This is a genomic window from Deltaproteobacteria bacterium, assembly GCA_018668695.1.
Lineage (GTDB): Bacteria > Myxococcota > XYA12-FULL-58-9 > XYA12-FULL-58-9 > JABJBS01 > JABJBS01.
The window spans coordinates 1-22,773 of the sequence record JABJBS010000101.1 but is presented as its reverse complement, the minus strand read 5'-3'; the positions used below and the strand labels follow the sequence as shown (position 1 = coordinate 22,773).

The window sequence follows — 22,773 nt, the reverse complement described above, 5'->3', positions numbered from 1 at the left end:
GTTGTGGTCCAGATTACCGGCGAGCACAAAAGTAACGAGGCAATAAACTGGCGTTACCATGACGATTGATAGAACGATTGCGCGGGGAAGGTTCTTACCAGGGTCTTTGACTTCGCCCGCAATGGCCGCAACTTTGGTGACGCCGGCATAAGAGACAAAGAGAAAAGAAATGGTTTCGATGAACCCCTTCGGGCCATGGCTAAAAAAAGCATCAACCTGCGAGGTTTGGATGCTTGGAATCGAGCCGACGATTAGCATTCCCAAGGCAGCGAGGCTTACGGCGAGAATATAAGACTGGGCCTGACTGACCTTCTTGACCCCTCCCAAGTTGAGCACCGTGATGAGAATAAGGCAGCCGATGGCGATGGGTTTGAGAGGGAGACCTCCGCCGAGAACTCGCAAGTAGGCACCAAAACCAAGCAGTGCAAAGGCGCTTTTTAGGAGGAGCGATGCCCAGAGCCCAAAACCCATAACGGTTCCGAGTAAGGGTCCAAACGCCTTGTTTACAAAGTTGTAGGTTCCGCCGGAGTGTGGCATCGCCGTGGAGAGCTCTGCTTTAGATAAAGATGGCGATATAATGCAGAAGGCGACCGCGAGATAAGCCAGCCATGCGGATGACCCTGTCTTACCAATCGCGATTCCCGGAAGAACAAAAATCCCGCCCAGTAGCGCGCTAAGACTGATAGTGACAACTGACCAAAGGCCAAGCCGGCGTTCCAGCGTCTTCAACGAAAAGCTCCCATGTAACAACTATTGCGTGCTCGTATCTCCGAGAAGAGACCGAACCATGAGCGATCTTGCCCCATTAAAAACCTTAGCAGAGTTTCAAAAGAGAATGCGAGACCGAGATGTCGATTGAGAGTAAACTTTGTGATCAAAACAAAGAAAGATGAAACAAAGTATCATTATATCAGTTGCTTACGGGTCCGCAGCTTTTACGCCATCGTACCTAAACTCGAGATTCGTAGGCATTATTCCCTTTTGAAGAACTTCTTAAATTCTAGCAACAATCTAGGTTAATCGGCGATAATTCAGACGTAAACGTGCTCCAGCTCATCGAAGGGCTGGCTGAAAAGGGACTCTTTTATGCCTGTATCGAACTCGCCGACCACTATCCGCCGCTCTTTGGATGCCCTTTTGGCAGATAAGCAAATGACATCAGAAGAAGCGACAACCTTGCTCAGTCAAATCCGTGAGGGTGGCGTTTCCAAGGCGGAAGTTAACGAAGTTGTTGAGGCTTTAAGTCAGGTTCTGGGTCAAACGGGTGATGGCTTGGATGTGTCCACGCCGGAACGCAAGGAAGTCATCAACCAGTTGATGGGCGCTTTGCAGTCTGAAGCGGGTGCAACGGCACTGGATGTACCAGCGGGCGAGACGGGTTTTGTAGAACGTCTTCAGGAGCGAGGAACTGAGCAACCGACAGCTGCTTCGACCAAATCATTCGGAGGCAAAGATGTGAGCCTAGGTGATGATGGTTCTTTAAGTGTAGATGGCCGCAGACCGGTGATGGATTTATCATCACCAGGCGACACGCTTCTTAGTGCGCTTTGGGCAATGAGTCGTCCAGGAGTTGTCCAGGATACAAATGAAGAATTGGCACCCGGGGCCAAAACGAAGTTAGCCGATACATTATTAACGCAGCTCGAGCAGGCGCTTGCCGTTTCCGATGAAGAGCCAGGTAAATTTCGGCGCCATCAAGCGATGGGCGCAGCATTAAGTGCTTTGGCTAATAGCAAAGAAAGCCTTTCGGCCGAGCAATCGGAAAAACTTGCGGAATTACTGCCGCAGTTTTCTACACCCCTTCAGAAAATGATGGTGAAGCGCACGCTGGGCGAGGGTGAAAAATTATCGGAAGAATCGAAATCGACTTTTAATGCGTTTGAATTTCCGGAGCACGGCGAAGAAGTCTTGGCCGCATTCGACTCCATGGTGAAAGAAGAGTCGAAAGCTGGCTGGACCAACGTTAAAGGTCGAGGCGCTCAATTTGGATTAGGAGCGATTGTTTTCGCGAAGAACCAAGCGGGTGTCGATAACATTCTCGGCGGTATGAAAGAGTGGGATGCACTGAACCCTGGTTGGAATCAGCATTGGGTCGGCGAAGAATTCGACCGAATGAATGACGAATTTGAAAGTTATATCGAGCGCTACCCACAGGTTGTTTACGTTTTCGGGACTTTCAACAAGAACGCACCAAAACTCGTTGCCGGTATCAACAGTGACAAGGCGGTCAGTGCCGTGATTGGCGAGCTTGATGCAGCTGAGCCTAACTTGAAAGGCTTTAAGTTAAGCGCTGAACAAGCAGCATTTGTGAAAAGTATTTTACCGAGTGTTCGTGACTCTCGCAGTGTTGATGAGATGGTGAAGTGCCTCGAAGAATCTCGCTCCATGTTGCCAACAGCGGCAGATGGCGTGATGTCTCCGTCCTCATTTGAACTCTTTCGTAAGATGGCGCTTCCTTACCAGGACCAACTTGAAGCCAGTAAAGATGGCAAGCTTGGATACAACGATTTACGCACTGATTTACGCAAAGAAGCAGGTGAGCTTAAAGGACTCTTGAGCCCAATTATGCAAGGACTAAGCGGCCGTGAACCAGCATGGGGAGATGTAAAGCTCTCTACAGAAGCCGCAGCTTTTCTTCGTGAGACCTTAAGCAACAACATGCGCTCGTCTATGAGCATTGAAAACATTGGGCGTGCCGTAAAAGTTGTAGGTGATTCAGGCGAAGGTTTGATTGACGGTGAGAGCGCAGCTCAGCTTGAGAAAATCATTGTCGACTACAAAGCCAATTGGTCAGATAAAACATTCTTCGACTTTAATAAACTAGAGCGTATTGCGACTTATGCAGTCCAAGGTAAAGAGTTACCACTTTGCTCCATCAACGGAGAGAAGGCATCGCTGGCGGGATTTTATGACGCCGTTGCTAGCAAGGTTAGCGCAGCTGTAGATGCTACAGAGCTGCGGTACGGTTGGATGAATCAGCGCTTTGGATACCGTGCGAAAGAAGCAGTCGAGATCTTGGATGTTGTGGGTGAGCAAACCCTGCGTTCAGAAGGACCGGTGGCTGAGCTTCGTGAGAAATTTCCAGGTAAGCAGATTGTTATTGAGTACACAGCCCGCGATGGTGACCATGAGCAATTTATTTATTGCGTAAAAGATGGCACCGAGCTGGTTGGGCGATTTGCTCAAGGCTCCGACGGAGCTCTTGCGAAATACACTCCTTATTATTCACCCGTATTCGAAGCGACGATTGGCACCGAGGGTGAAGTTAACATTGTGATTCCAGAGTCTGTTAAAGCATACCGGGCACCGATTCAGTATTCTTACGGCGTCGGTGATAAAATCGATTTCCCATTTTCCGATAGGGACGTGGAAGAAGCGCACGAAGAAGGTGAAGAGTTCAAGACTCGCTCTAAATTGTTAGAAGGTACGATTACGGGTTTTACGGCCAGTGGTGATTATACCGTGAGCTATACAAACCCTGCTGGCGAAGCCAAAGAAGAGACCGTTGGTTTAAGAACGATTCGTAAAGCCAATAACCCTCACTGGTTTGAACCAAGCATGGATTACTTCTCAGACGTCAATATCAATGTTGAGACTGATGCTGAGCTTAAGTCTTTCTTGGATAAAGCAGACCCGATCATCGCGCGTTATTTGCCACCGGGTAAGACAAGCACGATGAATGCGGTTGAACTGGCCAAGGCTCAAAAAGCGTGTATTAAAGCCCTCATGGCCTATACCAACGATGCGATGATTTATCCTCGGTCCAAGGATAGTAATCCAGATGCTGAGGCAGCTCGTTACCACGAACTCGTTGATGGCTTTGGACGATTCTCTTTGGGCGAGCTTTTGAAAATCGAGCGTGGTGTGTGTCGTCACCAGTGTATTTTAGAACATCTCTTGCTGCAAAAGGCGGGCATTGATTCACGTCTGGCATCGGGTGCAGCCAATACGAGCGGGAACGATTTCAGGGGTTTCCATATTTGGTGTGAAGTAACACTTGCGGATGGCGAGCGTTTTCTCTCTGACCAAACTTGGAACGACGCAGTGATTCCGCTTTGGGATGGCGCTTATTCGGTGGATAAGCGGCGTGTTGAAATGGATTACCGAACAGCGCGATACAGTCGCAATATTAATATGTAACTGAGGTCCAACGTGGCGGCATTTTCAATCAATTCAAAATCATACAATGTTCCAGGGGATCTAACGCCCAGGAATATTGCTCAGGCTGTGGGTAAAGAAGAAGGCGATCGAGTCTCTGTAAATGCCTTGGCCGAAAAGCTTAAAGTTGCAACAGGTTCGACAGGGTTGGACAACCTTGTCACCCATATGTCTTCAGTTGAATTTGGCCCGCGAGATTTTGTCCGTTTGTTTGGCTCGCAGCAACCCAGCAATACGCCTGCGCCGAAATCTCCTACGCGGCTCACCGAGAGCGTAACCGGTGACGACCATCTGGCCCCACCGGTACCCATGGATTTAGAGCTTACGCTGCACGGTTTAGAGGAAAATCCTGGAGTTGTGGCGCCGGGGCCCAAGCGCGGCGCAGCCAAGGTTGTAAGCGGCTCTTCCGAACTGGGCACAGCATCAAAACCATCTAAAAAGTAGTTTGCCACGGGACGATGTCACGGCTTTTAGTTCCGTATACCCTTGATCTACTTCCCACTGTTTTTATCAATCCACTGATATCATTATGTTTTATTCGCAATGACAATGGCGCGAGTGAGTGTTATTCGCGCGGTCACAGCTTTTAACCAAAGAGGTCGAGCAATGAGACGTGAACTGGCAATTGAATTCTCACGGGTTACCGAAGCAGCGGCGCTTGCTGGGTACAAATGGCTTGGGCGCGGCGATAAAAACGTTGCTGATGGCGCAGCTGTTGAAGCAATGCGGTTTTTCTTAAATGGAATCGATATCGCAGGCGAGATTGTCATCGGCGAAGGTGAAATCGATGATGCACCGATGCTCTATATTGGTGAGAAGGTTGGTACTGGCGAAGGAGATGCGGTTGATATCGCGGTTGATCCGATTGAAGGAACACGCATGACCGCCATGGGGCAACCCAATGCAATTGCAGTACTCGCGGTTGGTGAGCAAGGCACATTCCTTAAAGCTCCCGACATGTACATGGAAAAACTAATCGTGGGCCCAGCTGCTCGCGGCGTCATTGACCTTGCCAAGCCTCTTGAAGACAACCTGCGCGCGACCGCGAAGGCTATGAACAAACCGTTGAGCGAGCTTACGGCGATTACTTTGGCAAAGCCCCGTCACGACCAAGTCATTGCCCAAATGCAAAAGCTTGGTGTTCGTGTTTTCGCAATCCCTGATGGAGATGTTGCAGCATCGATTCTTACCTGCATGCCCGACAGCGAAGTTGATTTGCTCTATGGGATTGGCGGGGCACCAGAAGGTGTTATCAGCGCAGCGGTCATTCGCGCGTTGGATGGTGACATGCAGGCACGGCTCCTACCACGGCATGAAGTCAAAGCAGACACTCCTGAAAATATTGCTGCGGGTGAACTCGAGTTAAAGCGCTGCGAGGAAATGGGTATTGAAGCCCGTCGCATTTTGAAAATCGGCGATATGGCAAGAAACGATAATGTTATCTTTGCGGCAACCGGCATCACCAAGGGAGATTTGCTAGAAGGCATTACCCGTGATGGCACGATTGCAACCAGCGAGACCTTGTTGATTCGCGGTAAATCGAGAACCATTCGCCGTATTCGGTCTATTCATTACTTAGACCGCAAGGATGATCCGCTTAAGAAATTGATTCTTTAGGACGCTCGCCAGCAGCAAGCTTATCAGTCAGTCTTGGTTGGCTTGGACCAGCGAGACGTGAAAACAAAAGTCATCGCACTCAAAGCCAACATCTACTTTCGTTGTTCCGCCAGGAAAGCGAACTGTGTAGTCAGTACCCCGGGTAACAATCGGTAGGCCCAGGTGGCAAACACCTTCGAGCATAGACTTGAAGCTCCCTGAAATGATGTTGGTGATTTCTCCCATCGCATCTTCAAGGTCTTCTGTGTTGATGAAATCGATTTCGTCTTCAAACATCAGAGCTGCAATCTCTTCGCCAAGTTCAAACGGTACATGAACGGAAACAACGCCCTTCCAGGCGCCATTGATTTGGATGGATGCAGTGATGTAGGGCTCGCCCTTGGCTAAAACCATGGCGGCTGGGTTTGAGAGCACCTCGGTTTCAAGAACCGTAGAGAATGCATTTTGAACGACGTACGTTATTTGTTCTTCTAATATTTGAGTCATAACTACTTGGTTTCGACTATAGCACGAAGACATGGGACCGATGGAAGCCCTCGGGCACAACTCGTGTACAACCATCTGATTTTAAAGGGTTTTCGATCCCTGATTCTATCACCTGGAATAGAGCGATATTTTCTATTCCACGGAAAATTGTGCCCTTAATCTTCGGCAGCATCAGTTTGACCACTTGAGCTGAAGCCTTCAATAAAAATTTGAACGCTGGCGCCGTTATTTCGGCGGACAGACTAATAAATCGGTTAAAAAAGTGACGCTTAGCTATTTGGAACTCCTCTAAGGCTCACAACCGGCTGTTATCTCTTCTCTTTTACACTCGTCTAACCGACCGGTTCTTGGCACGCTCTGTGCTCATAGGATGATATGGGCCGCTTGTACATCGCTCACGAATCTCTAGCCGAGTGATGACTAATGATGACTGAAAGTAAGCCGAATCGAATCCAACAGACCCTAAGAATCCTTAAAGTCGTCGTCGACCGCTTCCTTCCACCCGCGATTCAGGACGGTGATGAAGAGGCGCTTCGGCGTGCCAGAACCATTGTGGTTTTTTCATGGTTATTTGTCCCCATGGTCCCGATAGCCTGGACGGTTTACAGCTGGCTTGGCTGGGAACACCTAATTGGTCCCGTTGTATGGTGGGGAGTTATTACCTGCTTGGTCCCGTTTTTGATGCGCCTGACCGGCTCTTTAAACGTGGCGGCATTCGTATCTCTTCTTCATTTTAGCACGACTGTTTTGATGGTCTCTTGTTTTACCGGTGGTTGGAATTCTCCTGTTTTGTGGTGGGTCGTACCTCTACCGTTTATCGCCGGGAGCGTGGCAGGATCGCGAGGCGCAATCGGTTGGACGCTCATTGCGGCTGGTATCGTGATGGTGCAGTGGTGGCTCACGCCCAATGGCTGGGTTGTTGAACTCCCGACCACTGCAAGCGATATGAGAATCAACAATATAGCCACTTTATGCGCGATGCTTTGTGTTGTGTTGATGGCATTTCTTTATACGGAATATCTACGCTTCGACGCCTTAAACCGTTTGAAGCAAGTCAATGTGGCTATGCGCGCTGCGCGTGACCAAGCACAAAACTCTCTCAAGCGGGTCGCTGGGTCCAAACGCCGAGCAGATGCGGCACTGTCTTTCGCGGAAAAATCCGCAGCTGAATCGGCAGAGAGCAACCGGGTAAAGTCTGAAATCCTGCGTATGACAGCCCACGACTTACGAGGACCTTTGAGTGAAATGACGGGCTTGGCCCGTTTGGCACTTGATGATGATGGTGAGCCAGGGATAACGAAAGAAGAAGCGTTAGAGCTTATCCTAAAATCTTCAGACCATATGCGTGAGCTACTCGAGAGTTTGCTTGACCTGAATAAGTTAGAGACAGGCCAAATGGTACCTAAGGCGGTGGCCCTTGATACCGGCATGATTCATCAAAATGTGCTTGAAGAGTTCTATGGCCGTGCACGTGCAAAGCATATTCAACTCGAATGCATAGCGCCGGAGCGCCCACACGAACTTTGGACGGATCTCATAATGCTACGCCAGATTCTGCAAAACCTGATTTCAAACGCAATCAAATATTCTTCCCGTGGCTCAGTCGTTTATTTTGAGATTCATACCGGTTTTGATGAAGTCGAATTTGTAGTTCGTGACGAAGGCCAAGGAATGACTCCTGAAGATATGACTAATCTTTACAAACCGTTCGCGAGACTATCGGCGAGGCCCACTGCGAATGAATCCAGTGTGGGTGTCGGACTTTCAATCGTGAAGGGGTTGGTCGACGTTCTTGGTGGACAGATTCTTTGTCAAAGCCAATTGGGAGCGGGTACAACATTTCGTGTGATTTTACCCATAGGCAGCCCCGAAGGTTCTTCTACCTCGACTGGTGAATTCGCTCTCTTGGCTTAGTGCCAGCTCTATTCGATTCGTAATCTAGAATCATAAACAATTAAATCGCTGCAGCCTTTGCGGGTTTTAGGCCGGGTCCATGAGAAGTGGTTCTTATACAGTGCGGATTAGAGAATCTGGCTAAGGTACCAGGATTCTGGTAAACCTCCATGTATGAGTAAACTTCCTTCAATTTTGAAGAGTGTAGGTTTCGTGCTCACTTTGTTGGCCTTGATATCCTGTGCAGAATCGCGACCGGAAGAAAAACGCTACCTTGTCGACCAATACAAATGGGTCAACGAAGAAGTGCCAAGCGACTACTTTGGTGAGCGGCCAGAAGAATTAGTTTGTGATACTGAACTCGGCACCTTGGCGGAAGACCTCGGTGGAGAGTTGGTTTATTCTGTCTACACCCAATATTGTTCTTGGGTTACTGTGACGCAGCCAGCTCTGAGCTCAATCGCTGAAGGCGAAGAGTTTTATCTTAGGTTTTGGCACTCCACGTTGACCGCGCCAATGGGCTCGAAGGCTCATGTCGTGGTTACCATTGATGGTGATTTGATATGGGATAACGAATTCCCAATTCCCTACCCAAGCGGCTTAGATGTTGTGACCCTGCTCGCCCCAAAAGATTATCCCGAGGGAGCGCAGATTCTTTACCATGTCGATAACCACGGCAACAATGAGTATTCCTTGGTTGAACTTAGCATTCGCCCTGCTTCAAATTGACATTCGTCCGCCCCGGTGAATTGCTTTTAACATTCTCACCATCGTGGTTAATTCTCTAAATGCTGCGTTGACCAAAGCGGTGCGTGCTTGGCCATCTTGACTGCTGTGTCCATAGAGGCCTGTCAGGTAGGTCTCTTGTTCTACGTGAAGAGGCAGTTCACGGGAAAGGCTCTCGAGTTGAGTGTAAGGGATCACATCATCGTCGGTACCGTGCATAATAAAGACAGGGCACTGAATGGCGTGAAAGTCTGAGCGCGTATCAAGGTAATCGAACTTCTTGTCCGCAAGTGAAGCACGAACTCTCGCTTGGGCTCCGGGCAATGCACCGCAGCCTTCTAAGAAGACATCTCTGAATTCTATGGGGAGTTCCAATGCCAAACTCTTCGCTTTGCGATGACAAGCTTCAGCCGATTTCATTGTGTCAATTTGCCACGTTTGCCGCATGTACTTAAGCCATGCTTGCCGCAGCGTTGCCGCATCAACATCGAATGTGTCTGCGATGTGCATAAATATAGCTGGCACATTACGGGGGTCGTGATGGGTATAACGTTCGCCGTTAAGCTCTCCAGAGATGGCGAAATCGACCGCTTCTTGAAAGTTGCCGTACCCGCCAAACACAACGGAGGCGCCCAAACGGCTATTGCGAACGGGGCAAGTTGCCAGCTTCATCGCGAGCCAAGAGCCAAACGAAATGCTAAATACACCGGGCTTGATACCGGGGGGTAAAAGTCGGTGCTCTAGCAGGGCGTCGAAAGCTCCGAGAAAAGGCACATGTGTATTGGGTTGGATGTGCATGTTCGAAAAATCTTCAACGAAGGGCGACATAATAAGGTTACCGGCCTTGGCAAGTATTCGAGCAAACCGGTCCAAACCTTCATGCTCAGCGCCTTTAAAGTGGAGCCCAGGACCGATGAGGTATGCTCCTTTCGGTGCCCGACTCTTGTCGATGTAAGTCCATGTCTTAACCTTCTGGTTAGACCCCGGGACGGGATGAAACTCTTCGTGCCGTTCGATACCGGAAGGCGTCTTGTCTTCATCGGCCCAGGGACCAAGCCAGCGTAAGAGGGTAAAAAGATCTCGTGATGTATTTTGAATGCTCATCCAACAAAAATATGGGCCATCTCGAAGAGGGCATCAAGCCGATATAGATTTTCAATTAGCTGAAAATGCTAGGGATCAATCTTGGGAGAGTCATTGTAGGTGCGTCTGGGGGCTCTGGCTACAGGGCTGAGAGTCTCATTGATCATTGGACACAGACTCTCAAGCTTGGCAGTCTAGTTCTCTAATCTAGCATTATCGTTATTGGGGGACTGGTCGATGACCAAGATTCAGATGGTTCATTCAAGCCCAGAGTCTTTTGGGTTGGTGGCAGACGCGCTGGCAGACACCTTCGACGTGGTCGAAGCGGTCGTTCCCGCAGATGATGTCGAGCCAGCTGGGCTTGTCGAATCGGACTTATTCATCCTCGACTTTGAATTGCCGGATGTCCTCGAGACATTAAAGGCAATCCGTCATTACAGCGAAGACACCGAGACTATTCTTCTACTTCCTCCGAAGTATAAGTTTAAAGTTGTCAGCGGACTTTTTCATTATGGGATTAATGAGTGCTTGCTCAAGCCGTTCCAGCCAGCTGATCTCATCCAGGTGATCTGTAAAGTAAAAGGTCTACCGGTCCCAGGGCAGAAAAGCGCCAGTAAAGGCGGCGCCAATGGTACTGCTGACGCCGAGTATGGAGCTTCTGGTTCAGATGAGGTGGGAGGAGACCCGTCGGTAGACGATGTTGCCAATTATCTTTTGGATAACTCCAATCTTCCTATGATGCCGGCTATAGCCATGCGCATTGTTCGTCTTTGTCGTGATCCGGATGTGAATGCTGAGCAAATTGAGTCGGTTGTTCAAAGCGACCAAGCGTTCACTGCCCAGTTGTTGAAAACCGCAAACTCAGCTCTCTACCGGCGCTCCGTACCTGTTCGTTCTATCAAGCAGGCGGTCGTACGGGTGGGTTTACGGCACGTGAACAATTTAGCCATTGGACTTTCTGCGAACTCACTTCATAAAAAGAGCTCGCCGCGAGCGCAAAAGCTTTGGCAAGAGTCGCGAACAATCGCCAGCGCTGCTCAGGTGGTAGCACTTCCATACAAGCTTCACGAAGATGCGTTTGTTGCAGGTCTTTTACATAACGTGGGTAAAACACTACTCAACAATCTCGACAATCAACGGTTCGAAGACTGCATCTCGTTACAGGTCGACGGGATCCATCCACTTGAGGCGGAGACGGACCTTTTTGGAGTCGACCATACAGTACTGGGCGCAGCCCTCGTTAAGAAATGGGAGATCGATCCTGCTTTTGGTGAGGCTATTGGTTTTTATCCAGAGCCCTGGCGAGAAAAGGGGCTGTCGAAGATCGGTCGGATTCTGGCCTGCAGTATCCACCTTGCTCAGGTGCTGATGGATTTACCCGTTTTTACTTTCATTGATGAACCGCTCGAACCTGAGGAACGACGCATCATGGAAGAGGAAACCATGGAGCATCCGGCCGTGGTTGCAATGAAAATGAAGCCAGAGCAATTGGCTCAAACCATCGGCCGCTTGGAAAAAATATTTATTCAAGACACGGGCGAAGACTGATCGGGCCTTGGGCACATCTAAATAGCGCAGAGAACATTTTAGAGACGCGATGAACTTAGGCGCGTTGTTTTTGAGGCTGGACCTACCACACCAAAGCTGGGACACTTTACGCGCCAACCTGAAAAAGGTTGCCTTGCGTATGGAGTCGGCATGTTTTTCAAGAAATCTAGATTTGACGTTCAAGAGCATGAAGATGCTTTCGTCACCTGGATGGCCATCCACATGCAGGAATACTTTGAGGCCGAGTCTGTCTTTGACCCTCAAGAAATAGGCCTCATTTTAAACGAGGATGAAGGTGAGAAGAAGATTCACCCACTTCGACCAGATGGCTATTTTATCGGTTTGATGAATGGTGTTTTGAAAAAATCAAATTGGTTTGGGCGTCGTCGTTTTTGGAGCACTTTGGTCCAGAGATTTCGCTCTTTGGAGGGCGGGGTCACTTCGATTGACCCAGTGGAACTCTCAGTCTTTTTAGAAACATGGCGTCAGCATTATCGAAACAAAACATCGGTCGATATTTATGACCATATTCCTCACGAGGAGTTGATCATTAAATATGCTGCGATTCGCGACGAACTGGTGAAGCAGCGTTTTAATGCAACGTTTGGTCGTCATGAAGCACTTGATTGGGTGGTGGAAGATTTAACCCTTCACTATTTAGAACGCTTTGATAACGGTCAGCGGTGGAGTGCCTACGAGTGGGCGCAGTTCGTGTTTAATTACTTTGGCCACGTCGACCGAATGCGTTTCATCGTTACTTTTAACCTGGCCATAGAGACGAGTAACCTCTTATTGGAGAGTGACGCGGAACTGCATCAAAGAGTCATGTGGCAGGCGGTCCCCGACCTTTTTTACATTACTTATTTGTACCGGCTGGCTTATGGCGACGCGGTCGTGGACTATGACGCATTTGTGCAGATTGGTATGTCTCATCAGGTTCACGAAAAAAGTGATGTTGCCCAGGTCTTTGCCGAACACGGATTTCAAATGGGAGATGGCATTCCATTTATTCGTATGGGATCGCCAGGCGAGTTACCGGAAGAGCTTCCGGATAGTTTGGTGGAAGAGTTTGAGCAACCCACGCATCAAGATATTGGAGAGCTCTCTCAAGAGATGCCGATTGTTGTTGGCATTGAGGGTAATACTTTTCAAGATCCTTGGGAGAACTCGGTACCCGTTCAAGAGACAGCGTCTGACGATGCGTCAGCGAGCCAGTTTTTTCCCGGTGAACGCCTCGGAACACCCTTAGCCAGTTATGCTGAAGGTGATTTTAAATTAACGATTCACGATAACCTTGGTCCTGACCGCACTATGAATTGCGATGCTTCACGCCATCTTTTTTCAATGTTGGTAGGAGAGTCGCCCAACGAGTCCTCTCTTGAAGTCATGCGGCACCTTCCATTTAGGGCAGGGATTTACGTGATTTACCGCGAGGGCCAGGGCAGTGCCTTCGTCGGGTATTGGATAGATGGCTGGTCCGAAGAGATCCCAGTTGGGGAGGATGAGTACGAGGGAGCCAGCCGCGATCGCAGGGCATCTTGGTCCCTTGGAGTGAGAGCAACAGAGCAGGAACTTACTGCAATCTGGGAGGAAAATGCAGAAGGTGCTCAAGCGATGCCGGTTCTTTTTGAAACCCATTAACCGGTAAGATGTTGGGTACGAGTGTAGGATAACGACTCATCAATCTAAGTGCTTTTCTCTGGTGCGATCGACACTTTAGAATCTATAATAAAATCATAGAGATGTTGCCGTTTGGGGCAAATATAGCTGCGTGGGCAGATAATGAAGACGCGAATAATATCACTGGGCTATTCAAGCGCGTCTCTGCGCCAAGGAGCAAATTTACCCACGCCTGCGCGCAAAGCTGAATCACTTCAAACACATGTTATCGACCTAGATAAGCCTCGGTCTACGGCTTCACCCCGTGGCCGTGCTGGTTGGGTTCAGGTGAAAGACGGAGAAATAAGCGGCTCACGCTCATCTCGATTTGCAAACAGGATACCGAGTGCAAGTTCAGCTCATGGCTTCTCAAGTTCGGATATTACCAACGGAATGCGGATCTTCGTTGACGAAACGGAAGTCACGCTTTCCACTTCGGGTTCTTATACATCCAAGTCAGATCTACTTACGCAATTAGCTACCGATATGAATACGGTTAACAATGTGCGTGCCAAGTGGGAGGTCAACGGGTCGCGGTTTCACGTTGAGAAAACGAATAATTTACCGATACGTTTGGCAGTGGGAACCAGTGGTTCTACGACAGACCAAAATCAAGGGTTGATCACGTTACTCAATAACGGTGTATCCAATATTCATCATTCTCGAACTCCTGGCAGCTCGGTCGATACAGGCCGCATTCAACTTGAGAGTGGTTGGTCAGAAAACGCAGTGATCATCAATGGTGTGGCTATCAAGCACTATTATACGGACACTTTCGACGGCCGAATTGAAGCAATCAACGATGTATCGAAAGAGACAGGCGTGAAGGCGACAGGTCAGTTCGCTCAAGTCGAGTCGCAGGTGACCTTTGGCAAAGACGAGGGGGCTGAGAACTTTAGCTATAAGAGTGTGAGTATCAATGGGGTTGGTATTACCCTTAAAGAGTTTGATCCAGGCGACTCGGTTGAAGAGGTTGTGACAGATCTTGTTCACAAGCTCGGAAATCATACCCGTCACGACGGAGCACTGAACTATTTAGATATCTACTCCGAAGGAACGACCGTTTATCTAAAGGCTTTAGATTTAGAACACGGTATCGTTGTGGATGGCGGGGCCAATGCAGACTTGTATCTTGTGGGAAAACTGGGCGGCCGCCGGTTTGATGGTCCATCGATTCTTTTAGAGCAAGAGGGTGATGAGGAGATTCGTGTATCGATGCCATCGGATCCTTCAAGCTACACGCCCGATAACCAGATTGAGTCTCAAGCACCGGAGCAATCTTATCTCAAGAGCCGCGACAATTTGAGGCGCCTCTTGGTGCACTCTCCGGATACAGCCAGGCTATATCTATCCCATGGCCTACTCTCGGGCAGTGAGCCGGAGCTTCATTCAGGGCAAGCACGCCGTATAATTCATGAGCAGGAGACACTGGCCAGAGGACCTGGTGGCCTCATGGAGTTTAAATCAACGGCTGCTCTAGATAAGTTTCGCAACAGGGCGGCTTATAAAATGGCCCAACATGGTTATCGCTTTGCCAAGAAAGATGACGAGCCTCACTCCTCTCTCAAAAATATGATGGAGAGGGCAGAGCGTAAGCGGGAAGTATTCCCTCTTTACCAAAAGATGGGGCGTATGGATCGTGGCGGTGATGATAAGCTTGAGACCTCACCCAAGATGAGGGGGAGCCTCTTGGACCAATATTCTCTATCTGGGATTTCGAAAAAAATACCGACAAAAGACTGAGACCAGAGTTACTGGGCCAGTCGCTGGGTGATGTTGTTCCAGAGGTCTGTATAGGCGCAGGCAGCACTGCTGTTCTGTGCATAGAGGTGAAGAGGCCGTCGTTCTGTTCCCATGCGTTCAACGATACTTGCATAAGGCACATAGGATCTAAGAAACTCTTCCCGGCGCTTTGGCATTTCCTCTAGAATGGTGGTGTGCATCCGCTTGCGCCTATCGACCATTGTGAAAAATGGCATAAGCGGCACGCTTTCCATATCGTTCGCTTTTAGAAAGCCGATAAGCTGTGCGTAAGTTCTTACGGAGAGAGTCGTGGGTATCATGGGGACAACCACCGCATCACAGGACATAAAGACGTTTTCTGAGAGTACGGAAAAACTCGGAGGACAATCTAAGAATACGTAGTCGTAATCAGATCGTATCGGCTTGAGGAGCTTGCGAAGCACTTCGCCTGGCTTTTTGGAGTTGTTCAACGCAACATCAAAATTACGGTAAGAGAGATCGGCAGGTACTAGATCAAGCCCGGGGTGATCGGTCTGACGAATCACATCCGATAGATTTTTCTTACCCTTGAGAAGTTTTCTCGTACCACCTTTAATTTTAGGCTGGATTCGAAAATAAAAGCTCGCGGCGCCTTGGGGATCGAGGTCCCAAACGAGGCTTCTGCCGCCGAGTTGGGTTGAAAGCCAGGCCAGATTGACAGTGCTTGTGGTTTTACCCACTCCGCCCTTGATATTGTAGATTCCTATAAGCTTCATAAGTTATCGATATCCTTTTACAATCCGACCTAGAATCAAAGTTTGCGAGACACGTGTGAGGTTGTTGGTTCCCCGGTGTGCGCGCGGCCTGCTCTGTATTCAAACTATTTAACAGAGCGGATATGGAAAGCAATGACCGATGAGCTTAAGCGCTGGGTTGGCCCAATTTTCGTGTTGCTCAGTGGCGAGGCAGGGGGGCTTAACCTAAGGCGCAATCTGGGTATTCTGATTGGTCTGATTTAGGCAGTCCATTTTGCGAATCTTCTAGAACTCCATGAGCGTCGTTTTATCGGCGGCTGAAACCTCCAGAATAGTGGTTTTTTTAAAAAGCCCGACCATTTTGTGAACATGTGCCCATCGTAAAGTTGATTAAGACGTATCCCCAGCGATTGACCGAGGCAGGTGCTTTGGATAGGTCCAGGTCAACTTGGAGATTGCCATGCGTTTATTTCGCCTCTTGATGTTGCCCCTTTTGTCTTGTTCAGCAGCTTGTACAGCACTGGGGGATGCTCCGAGCAACGACCCAGCTGATTATGTTGTAGACACGTCGGTAAGTTATGCTTTGGAGGTCTCAGAACCTCGCTGGGTTGTACCGTCTGATACGATACCCGTTGAAATCGATGTGCAGGAGTCGAACAACAATGTAGATATTTGTTATTTCGATGGCCGCCTCTTTATGTCTTGGCGTTCCGGTCCCACGCATTTTGCTTCGGAGGATCCGCAGATGCATGTGATGTCATCAAGTGATGACGGCAAGACCTGGGAATTCGAGCATACCATCGACATCGGAACTGACCTTCGCGAACCTCGGTTAATTTCTTATCAGGGAAAGCTTCAGCTGCTCTTCTTTCAGGCTGGTGTCATCATGACGGCTTTTGAACCACAGCGCATTCTGAGAACTTGGCGTAATGGTTTCCAAGACTGGTCAGAACTTGAAACTGTTAACCCGGAACCTGAAGTGCCATGGGACATAAAAGTTCGAAACGACCGTTTGTTTATGACCAGCTATGCTGGAGGACACTATGAAGAGGACAGCGACGTTGAGGTCTACTTTAAAGAATCGACGGATGGTCTAACTTGGGAAAAAGTAAACGGTAAAGAAAATGTTTATACGGGCGGAGTATCCGAGGTCGCGTTTGAATTTGCTGCAGACGGGACTCTTTGGCTGGTCACACGCAATGAAGATGGGGATGCCAGCGGTTATGGATCGCATGTTTGCTATGCACCAGCTGATAATATTACCGAGTGGGTTTGTCCTGCGATTTGTGATCCCGAGCGGTACGACTCACCTGAAATGTTCCGCCATGGCGACACGCTCTATCTCGTTGCTCGAAGAGATATTGGTGGACCCTACGGACCTGACGATGCCAATGTCATCGATTATTCATTGCGCCCGAAGCGCACGGCCATTTACCAGATTGACCAAGAGCAAAAGCAAGTTGTCCATATTATGGATATTCCGGGAGCGGGTGACACGGCATTCCCAGCGATTTGGCGCACGGGGCCTCACAGCTTTTTAATGGCCAACTACACTTCGCCTTTGGATGAACCCGATGTTACGTGGTTAGAGGGGCAGAGCAGTCGGCGCGGCACTCAAATCTATCTGATGGATATAAATTTTGTCGCAGAGTCTGGCAATTAAGGTTAGGTGAACTCAGCGGTTAGCTTGGCGTAGATGGCTGAGGAATCGTGAAGTAAAATGTGCTGCCTTTTCCCAGTTGGCTCTCAACACCGATTTTTCCGCCATGGAGCTCAACCAACCCTTTACTGATGGAAAGTCCCAGTCCTGTGCCTTGATGCGTGCGGGTGGCGGAACCATCAACTTGTCGAAAGCTTTCGAAGATAACCTGAAGCTCTTTTTCAGGGATACCCACCCCATTGTCGCTTACCTTAAAGAGCACTTTTTCTGCATCATTTTTATGCTCGATGCTTAGCTCAATCTTACCGGTGGACTCGGTAAACTTAATGGCATTGCCAATAAGGTTCACGAGGATCTGTAAGAGCTTAACGTAGTCGGCTCTGACCTCCCGGGCTTCAAGTGGATTCGGGTATTGAACCTCAATGTCTTTTTCTAGGGCCAGCCGGGACGTGAGGTCCGAGAGTTCATTGCAGAGGTCGTGGGTCGAGAATTCAGTAATCTTAACGTTCGCAGCTCCTGCCTCCAGGCGGGACATATCAAGGACATCATCAATGAGATGAAGCAAGTGTGAGCCAGAGCGTGCGATACGGCCTAAGAACGACTTATGTTCAGCGAAGTCACCGTCGCATAACGTCCGTTGTGAAAATAGAAGATTGCTTCCGCAGTCTGGGCAAGTCTGTTTTTCATTCTTGTCGAGCTCGCCAGTTGAATCTTCGAAAATCGCGGTGCATTGGTCGCAAGTCCAGCAATCCAGTTCTCGATAATCTTTTAAGAGCCCTTTCGGAATATTCATAATGGCATTGAGCGGTGTTCTTAACTCATGGGACACCGTCGATAGAAACTCACCTTTCAGGCGGTTGGACTCATTGGCTTGTTCTAGGGCTATCTCCAGGGCTGCTTGGGTTTGCCGGCGTTGATGAACTTCTTCCTGAACAAGGGCTGCAGCCTTTCGTTCTTGGGTCAGTGCGCGTTTTTCAGCAAAGTATTTCTCTTTGTTGAGCGCGCGAGTTCGTTCTCGAAATAGGACAATTAAAAGGGCCGGAATACTTAAGGTAATCCAGTAGAGCGTAAGACGCTGCGAGAGAGTGTCCACCAAAACAACGGCTCGCAGTGAAGCAGCAGGGTCGTCTTGGAGAGCAATGGCGACCACATCATAATTTTCGTTTAAATGTTTGAACCGCTTCGCTGAGGAATTCCACAACTTAGGTTTGTTGTTGGGGAACGAGCTTCCCAGTACGGATGTTTGGTCCGTGAGCAAAACGGGATGGCTGCTATCGCTTGCAAGTTTTGCTGCAAAATCATCACCAAGAATGTAGCCAACACTGACTGTGCCGACCACAATGTTCTCCTCGACCTGATGAAAAATAGGTGTGATTGTTTTCAGAAGCCAAACATCTTTTTCGTAATAAACGGTCGTTAAAGTGATGCCTTCCAGCGACTTTTGAATTTCGGAAGCGGTGCTTTGGATATTGAACTTATCTGGGTCGTGTGCTTGAGCGAGAACAATTCCCTGACGGTCATGGATCGTAATGCGGTGAACCTTGGATTGCTTTAGAGTGGGTACGATTTGCTGCAAAAGTGATCCGGTTGTCCTGAAATGGCTACCCCTTTGGATAATCGGATTTTTCGCAAGCATGCTCGCGTATACGTAAGTTTGTCTTTGAGTCTTCTGAAGTGCTTGTTCCAGGTTGAGCTGGGCAGTTTCGGTGCGCTCAGACAGGCCGCGATAGAGGTCAAAGCCCAAAAGAGAGAGTCCCCCAATAATCAGTAAGATTACCAAGCCAAATGCAAGGATTCTCATCAGGTTCATCGCTGGAGGTTCAGCAGTATCGTTGGGCGCTCTCATGGGGCTATCATAGGTAAAATTTAAAGTGAGTCCTAGCCTTGGATTTTTCAGTGTAGTTGTACAAGGGAAGAATGAGTGCGTACACTATTGATGTGAGACGATGCGACCCCGACTAGGAGACGCCTTCAATGGCTCTTGTTCGTTTACCCACCTCTTCAAAGACCAGTGCCCACGACGGGAAAACAGCGGGAGAAAACCAGAAAATTCTCTATGTTGAGGATGAAGATGATAACTTTATCGTGGCACAATTTGCCTTGCGCGAGCGCTTCGAGTTGGTGCGCGCCCGTTCGGATAAAGAAGCTTGTGAGATTCTGCGGCGCGAGCAGTTCAGCATTATTCTGATGGATATCCAGCTCTCGGGCTCAACCCTCAATGGTATCGAATTAACGCAAGCGCTCAAGGGAATTGAGCGGGAGAACACACCTGATTATGCAGTGGGGGTTCCGTTAAATGGTGCATCTGTGATCATTGTGACTGCCTACGCCGCGCTTTACAGCGAGCAAGATATGGTTCTTGCGGGTGGGGATGGCTTCGTTACAAAACCAGTCGATTTTATCCGCCTAAAACTGGCGATGTCTCGAATGATTAAAAATGACGAGGCTGATGGAACCTCGACTGAAGAACAACCTCTTCATAGAGTTTACGTGCCGGAGAAGCGTCAACAAAATCGCGTTCTCGTTCGCTTGGATTGCTATCTACGCATTGACGGTCAAGAACACGCTGCACAAATCTCTGATGTTTCCTCTGCCGGGGCCCGCGTTAGATTAACCGGCAATATCCCGATCGAGCAGGTCTCTCCCGGAGTGTTGTGCCAGATAACATTCGCAACGGCTTGGGGGTTTGTAGAGTCGGAGGCTCGGGTGATGTGGGTACGCGAGGAAAAACAGGTCGAGCTTGGTGTAAGCTTTGAGAAAATGACCGAAGCGATTCAAAAAATATTATTGCGCGAGTTGGACGCTCTGAGGGAAAAAGAGTCGTAGGAGAGAGATAAGCGACGGGTTTTAGGCCCGCCGCGTTTTATTTAAATCTCATCAATTGTTTCTTTATAATGAACTCCGCGTTCCGCCAGGCCAGCAAGCATGAAGTCGACACATGCTTTATCTTTGCCGATAAATTCAGGAGCGATGATTCCTTTTTCGCTGTAGAGGCCTCGGCTCAATAGACGTAATGCCATTGTGGCGGTGTAACCTGTGGTACGAGCCATCGAATGAACACTTGTTTTCGCATCGTATTCATCTAAGAGGTCGTAGGTATAACGCAGTTGTTTACCGTTTTGAGTACCTTCAACGATAACCTGCATCACAGTGACATCGGCTTCACCCTTTTCTAGTTTCCAGGATTTGAAAAGTAGCTTGGAGGTAAGATCCATCGGCCGAATGGATACATCTCCGACCTGAATTTCTTCAGTACCAAAAAATCCGCTGTCTCGTAGAACTGCCATTTTCTCGATGTGTCCGATGTAGCGCAGCGTCTTTTCCTTCATATTGGGTACATCAAGGGTGTCGGCTAGAGTACGTAACCCATCGCTGTTAAAGGCTTCGAGTGTTCCTATTCCTGGAAAATTGAGGAGTTCTGCATCGCTAAGTGCTGGACGAACAACGTGCTGTCCATTTTCGACGTAGCGCGCCGGTCTCGTGTACTCTTCGATAACATCAATGGGGGAAAAGACCGCTTTATACTCATAAGGCCAGCTACGCACTTTCGGGAGTCCGCCAACATAGGTCAAAGCGACATCGGTTTTATCCATTTGGTAGTAGACATAGCCGGTAAGAATGTTGCTCATACCAGGAGCGACCCCACAGTCGACAATCGCTGTAACATTGTTTTTCTTGGCCAGCTCATCGAGCTCAAGGGTGTTCTCAGGACAGAAAGCGATGTCTACGACGTTCTTACCGGACTCAATGATAGCTTTGAGAGTCTGGTAACCCATAAAGCCGGGCACGGCATTAAGAACTAAATCGTAGTCTTGGATAAGTGACTTCACATTTTTAGTCTGACTTAAATCTACAACTTCAGTTTGCAAGTTGGGTGCTTGCTCTTTGAGGCTGCGAAGCGCAGCTTCATTAAGATCTGCGACGGTTACTTTGAGGCTTGGGTCTTGTTCGAGGTCGAGTGACATGGGGCCACCTACCAATCCTGCTCCGAGGACGATGGTCTTCATAATGATTCTCCATTAAGGGGGTCGTTTTTAGTTTAATCGAATGGGGCTTAGCAGGGACAATTTAGAGGCCACTGAACCTGTTCAGGTAAGCAATGGTTCCGACTTGAGCGGACCGGGCTGACGTGTCAGCGATGAGGCTATCGTGGACCATGGTCGGGCGATAGGAAACTGGCTGGCTCTTGTCAATGCCTCGGGAAATGAGCCATACTCGGGTACCGTTGTATGACAAATTAGTATTCGACCAGATAGGGGAGATCCATGGCAAAGTGGACCGGCAGCGAGCGAAGAATCAGCGCAAGAATTCGCAGAAAAGTAGCTTGTAAAGTTAACGTAGGCGCCCTTGTCATGGTGGGGCAAACTCAAGATATCAGTAGCGGTGGCGTCCGGTTTGAAGCGGAACTCGACGCGGAAACGCTTAAGTCCGCCGATGGAGCTCACGGGAATGTGACGCTCTTATTAGACCGGAAAGAACTCGTCTTGCGGGCGCGTGTCATTTGGGTCGAAGGAACGTTAATCGCACTGGCTTTTAAAGATGGCATTCGTTCCGATGAGGGCAAGGCTCTCAAAGAGTTTCTAGACAGCGAAGTTGCCCCAGATCTTTAGAGTGCTTGTAAGAGCTGCTTAACCAACCCATTTACGGGCATTTTGAAACATTCGTAGCCAAGGGCTGTCTTCACCCCAAGCATCCGGGTGCCAGGAGTTCTGCACGGTTCTGTAGACCCGTTCAGGGTGGGGCATCATCACCATTGCTCGTCCATCGCTAGAGGATAGTCCAGTAATCCCCATTGGCGAGCCATTCGGGTTCAATGGGTACATTTGAGTGCTTTGCCCGCGGTTATCTACATAACGCATCGTTACAAGGCTCTTCTCAAAGAGTGAGCTCGGATTGCTGCCTTCCGGAATTTCTGCCCGGCCTTCGCCGTGCGCTACAGCGATGGGGAGTTTCGAGCCGTTCATCCCTTGAAGAAAAATTGAACTGGATTCTAGGATTTCAACCATGACCGCTCGGGCTTCAAACTGCTCACTTTGGTTGCGAACAAATCGTGGCCATTGCTCTGCACCAGGAATAATCGTCTTAAGGTTCGACATCATCTGGCAGCCATTACAGACACCGAGAGAGAAGGTGTCACTGCGTTCGAAGAATTTGGTAAACCGTTCTCGGGTTTGCTGGTGAAAGAGAATTGATTTGGCCCAGCCTTCACCGGCTCCAAGAACATCACCGTATGAGAAACCGCCGCAAGCGACCAAGCCCTTGAAATCCTCAAGCGTGACGGCTCCGCTAAGGATATCACTCATATGAACATCAACAGATTCAAACCCTGCTTTATGAAATGCGGCCGCCATTTCATTTTGACCGTTAACGCCTTGCTCGCGAAGAATCGCCATACGAGGGCGAGCACCCGTATTGATCAAGGGTGCAACGATGTTTTCGCTCACATCGAAGCTTAATTGAGCATTT

At 49.0% G+C, this 22,773-nt stretch carries 18 protein-coding genes; 11 read left to right on the top strand and 7 right to left on the bottom strand.

The window, feature by feature from the left end; translation table 11 throughout:
- A partial coding sequence (locus tag HOK28_05920; GenBank protein MBT6432609.1) for an amino acid permease occupies positions 1 to 729 on the bottom strand: 729 nt, incomplete at its 3' end.
- 357 nt (positions 730 to 1,086) lie between these two features.
- Here HOK28_05920 and HOK28_05915 point away from each other — a divergent pair.
- The 3 genes from HOK28_05915 (at position 1,087) to glpX (ending at position 5,775) form a co-directional block, all read left to right on the top strand.
- Positions 1,087 to 4,140 (top strand): hypothetical protein, encoded by a 3,054-nt coding sequence (locus HOK28_05915; protein ID MBT6432608.1) that lies wholly within the window; start codon positions 1,087 to 1,089, stop codon positions 4,138 to 4,140.
- Between the two features lie 12 nt (positions 4,141 to 4,152).
- On the top strand, positions 4,153 to 4,602 hold the full coding sequence (locus HOK28_05910; protein MBT6432607.1) for a hypothetical protein: 450 nt from the start codon (positions 4,153 to 4,155) through the stop codon (positions 4,600 to 4,602).
- Between the two features lie 162 nt (positions 4,603 to 4,764).
- Positions 4,765 to 5,775 carry a class II fructose-bisphosphatase gene (gene glpX / locus HOK28_05905; GenBank protein MBT6432606.1) on the top strand — a complete coding sequence of 337 codons (1,011 nt, stop codon included), beginning with the start codon at positions 4,765 to 4,767 and terminating at the stop codon, positions 5,773 to 5,775.
- A 27-nt stretch (positions 5,776 to 5,802) separates the two neighbouring features.
- Here the strand turns inward: glpX and HOK28_05900 are convergent, their stop codons facing one another.
- Complete coding sequence (locus HOK28_05900; GenBank protein MBT6432605.1) at positions 5,803 to 6,261, bottom strand: chemotaxis protein CheX; 459 nt, start codon at positions 6,259 to 6,261, stop codon at positions 5,803 to 5,805.
- Between the two features lie 423 nt (positions 6,262 to 6,684).
- Between HOK28_05900 and HOK28_05895 the strand changes: the two genes are divergently transcribed.
- Positions 6,685 to 8,175 carry a HAMP domain-containing histidine kinase gene (locus HOK28_05895; protein MBT6432604.1) on the top strand — a complete coding sequence of 497 codons (1,491 nt, stop codon included), beginning with the start codon at positions 6,685 to 6,687 and terminating at the stop codon, positions 8,173 to 8,175.
- A 192-nt stretch (positions 8,176 to 8,367) separates the two neighbouring features.
- Positions 8,368 to 8,883, top strand: a complete 516-nt coding sequence (locus tag HOK28_05890) for a hypothetical protein (GenBank protein MBT6432603.1) — start codon at positions 8,368 to 8,370, stop codon at positions 8,881 to 8,883.
- Here the strand turns inward: HOK28_05890 and HOK28_05885 are convergent.
- On the bottom strand, positions 8,875 to 9,984 hold the full coding sequence (locus HOK28_05885) for an alpha/beta hydrolase (GenBank protein MBT6432602.1): 1,110 nt from the start codon (positions 9,982 to 9,984) through the stop codon (positions 8,875 to 8,877). The two genes, HOK28_05890 and HOK28_05885, sit on opposite strands and share 9 nt — an antisense overlap.
- A gap of 216 nt (positions 9,985 to 10,200) precedes the next feature.
- Here HOK28_05885 and HOK28_05880 point away from each other — a divergent pair, with 216 nt between their 5' ends.
- The 3 genes from HOK28_05880 (at position 10,201) to HOK28_05870 (ending at position 14,913) form a co-directional block, all read left to right on the top strand.
- Positions 10,201 to 11,511 carry an HDOD domain-containing protein gene (locus HOK28_05880; GenBank protein MBT6432601.1) on the top strand — a complete coding sequence of 437 codons (1,311 nt, stop codon included), beginning with the start codon at positions 10,201 to 10,203 and terminating at the stop codon, positions 11,509 to 11,511.
- A gap of 150 nt (positions 11,512 to 11,661) precedes the next feature.
- Positions 11,662 to 13,152 carry a hypothetical protein gene (locus HOK28_05875; protein MBT6432600.1) on the top strand — a complete coding sequence of 497 codons (1,491 nt, stop codon included), beginning with the start codon at positions 11,662 to 11,664 and terminating at the stop codon, positions 13,150 to 13,152.
- Positions 13,153 to 13,293: 141 nt separating this feature from the next.
- Positions 13,294 to 14,913 carry a hypothetical protein gene (locus tag HOK28_05870; GenBank protein MBT6432599.1) on the top strand — a complete coding sequence of 540 codons (1,620 nt, stop codon included), beginning with the start codon at positions 13,294 to 13,296 and terminating at the stop codon, positions 14,911 to 14,913.
- Between the two features lie 8 nt (positions 14,914 to 14,921).
- On the opposite strand, the gene HOK28_05865 is transcribed toward HOK28_05870, so the two are convergent.
- A complete protein-coding gene (locus HOK28_05865) occupies positions 14,922 to 15,668 on the bottom strand; it encodes a ParA family protein (protein ID MBT6432598.1) in 747 nt (248 codons plus the stop codon).
- A 439-nt stretch (positions 15,669 to 16,107) separates the two neighbouring features.
- On the opposite strand from HOK28_05865, the gene HOK28_05860 reads away from it, so the two are divergent.
- Positions 16,108 to 17,310 (top strand): exo-alpha-sialidase, encoded by a 1,203-nt coding sequence (locus tag HOK28_05860; GenBank protein MBT6432597.1) that lies wholly within the window; start codon positions 16,108 to 16,110, stop codon positions 17,308 to 17,310.
- A gap of 19 nt (positions 17,311 to 17,329) precedes the next feature.
- Here HOK28_05860 and HOK28_05855 read toward each other — a convergent pair whose 3' ends face one another.
- On the bottom strand, positions 17,330 to 19,153 hold the full coding sequence (locus HOK28_05855; GenBank protein MBT6432596.1) for a hypothetical protein: 1,824 nt from the start codon (positions 19,151 to 19,153) through the stop codon (positions 17,330 to 17,332).
- Between the two features lie 128 nt (positions 19,154 to 19,281).
- Here HOK28_05855 and HOK28_05850 point away from each other — a divergent pair, with 128 nt between their 5' ends.
- Positions 19,282 to 20,133, top strand: coding sequence for a response regulator (locus tag HOK28_05850; GenBank protein MBT6432595.1), 852 nt, complete (start codon positions 19,282 to 19,284; stop codon positions 20,131 to 20,133).
- Positions 20,134 to 20,174: 41 nt separating this feature from the next.
- Here HOK28_05850 and HOK28_05845 read toward each other — a convergent pair whose 3' ends face one another.
- Positions 20,175 to 21,314, bottom strand: coding sequence for a saccharopine dehydrogenase (locus HOK28_05845; GenBank protein ID MBT6432594.1), 1,140 nt, complete (start codon positions 21,312 to 21,314; stop codon positions 20,175 to 20,177).
- A 258-nt stretch (positions 21,315 to 21,572) separates the two neighbouring features.
- Here HOK28_05845 and HOK28_05840 point away from each other — a divergent pair, with 258 nt between their 5' ends.
- Complete coding sequence (locus HOK28_05840) at positions 21,573 to 21,917, top strand: PilZ domain-containing protein (protein ID MBT6432593.1); 345 nt, start codon at positions 21,573 to 21,575, stop codon at positions 21,915 to 21,917.
- 18 nt (positions 21,918 to 21,935) lie between these two features.
- Here HOK28_05840 and HOK28_05835 read toward each other — a convergent pair.
- On the bottom strand, positions 21,936 to 22,773 hold an 838-nt coding region (locus tag HOK28_05835), incomplete at its 5' end, for a phosphoribosylformylglycinamidine synthase (GenBank protein ID MBT6432592.1).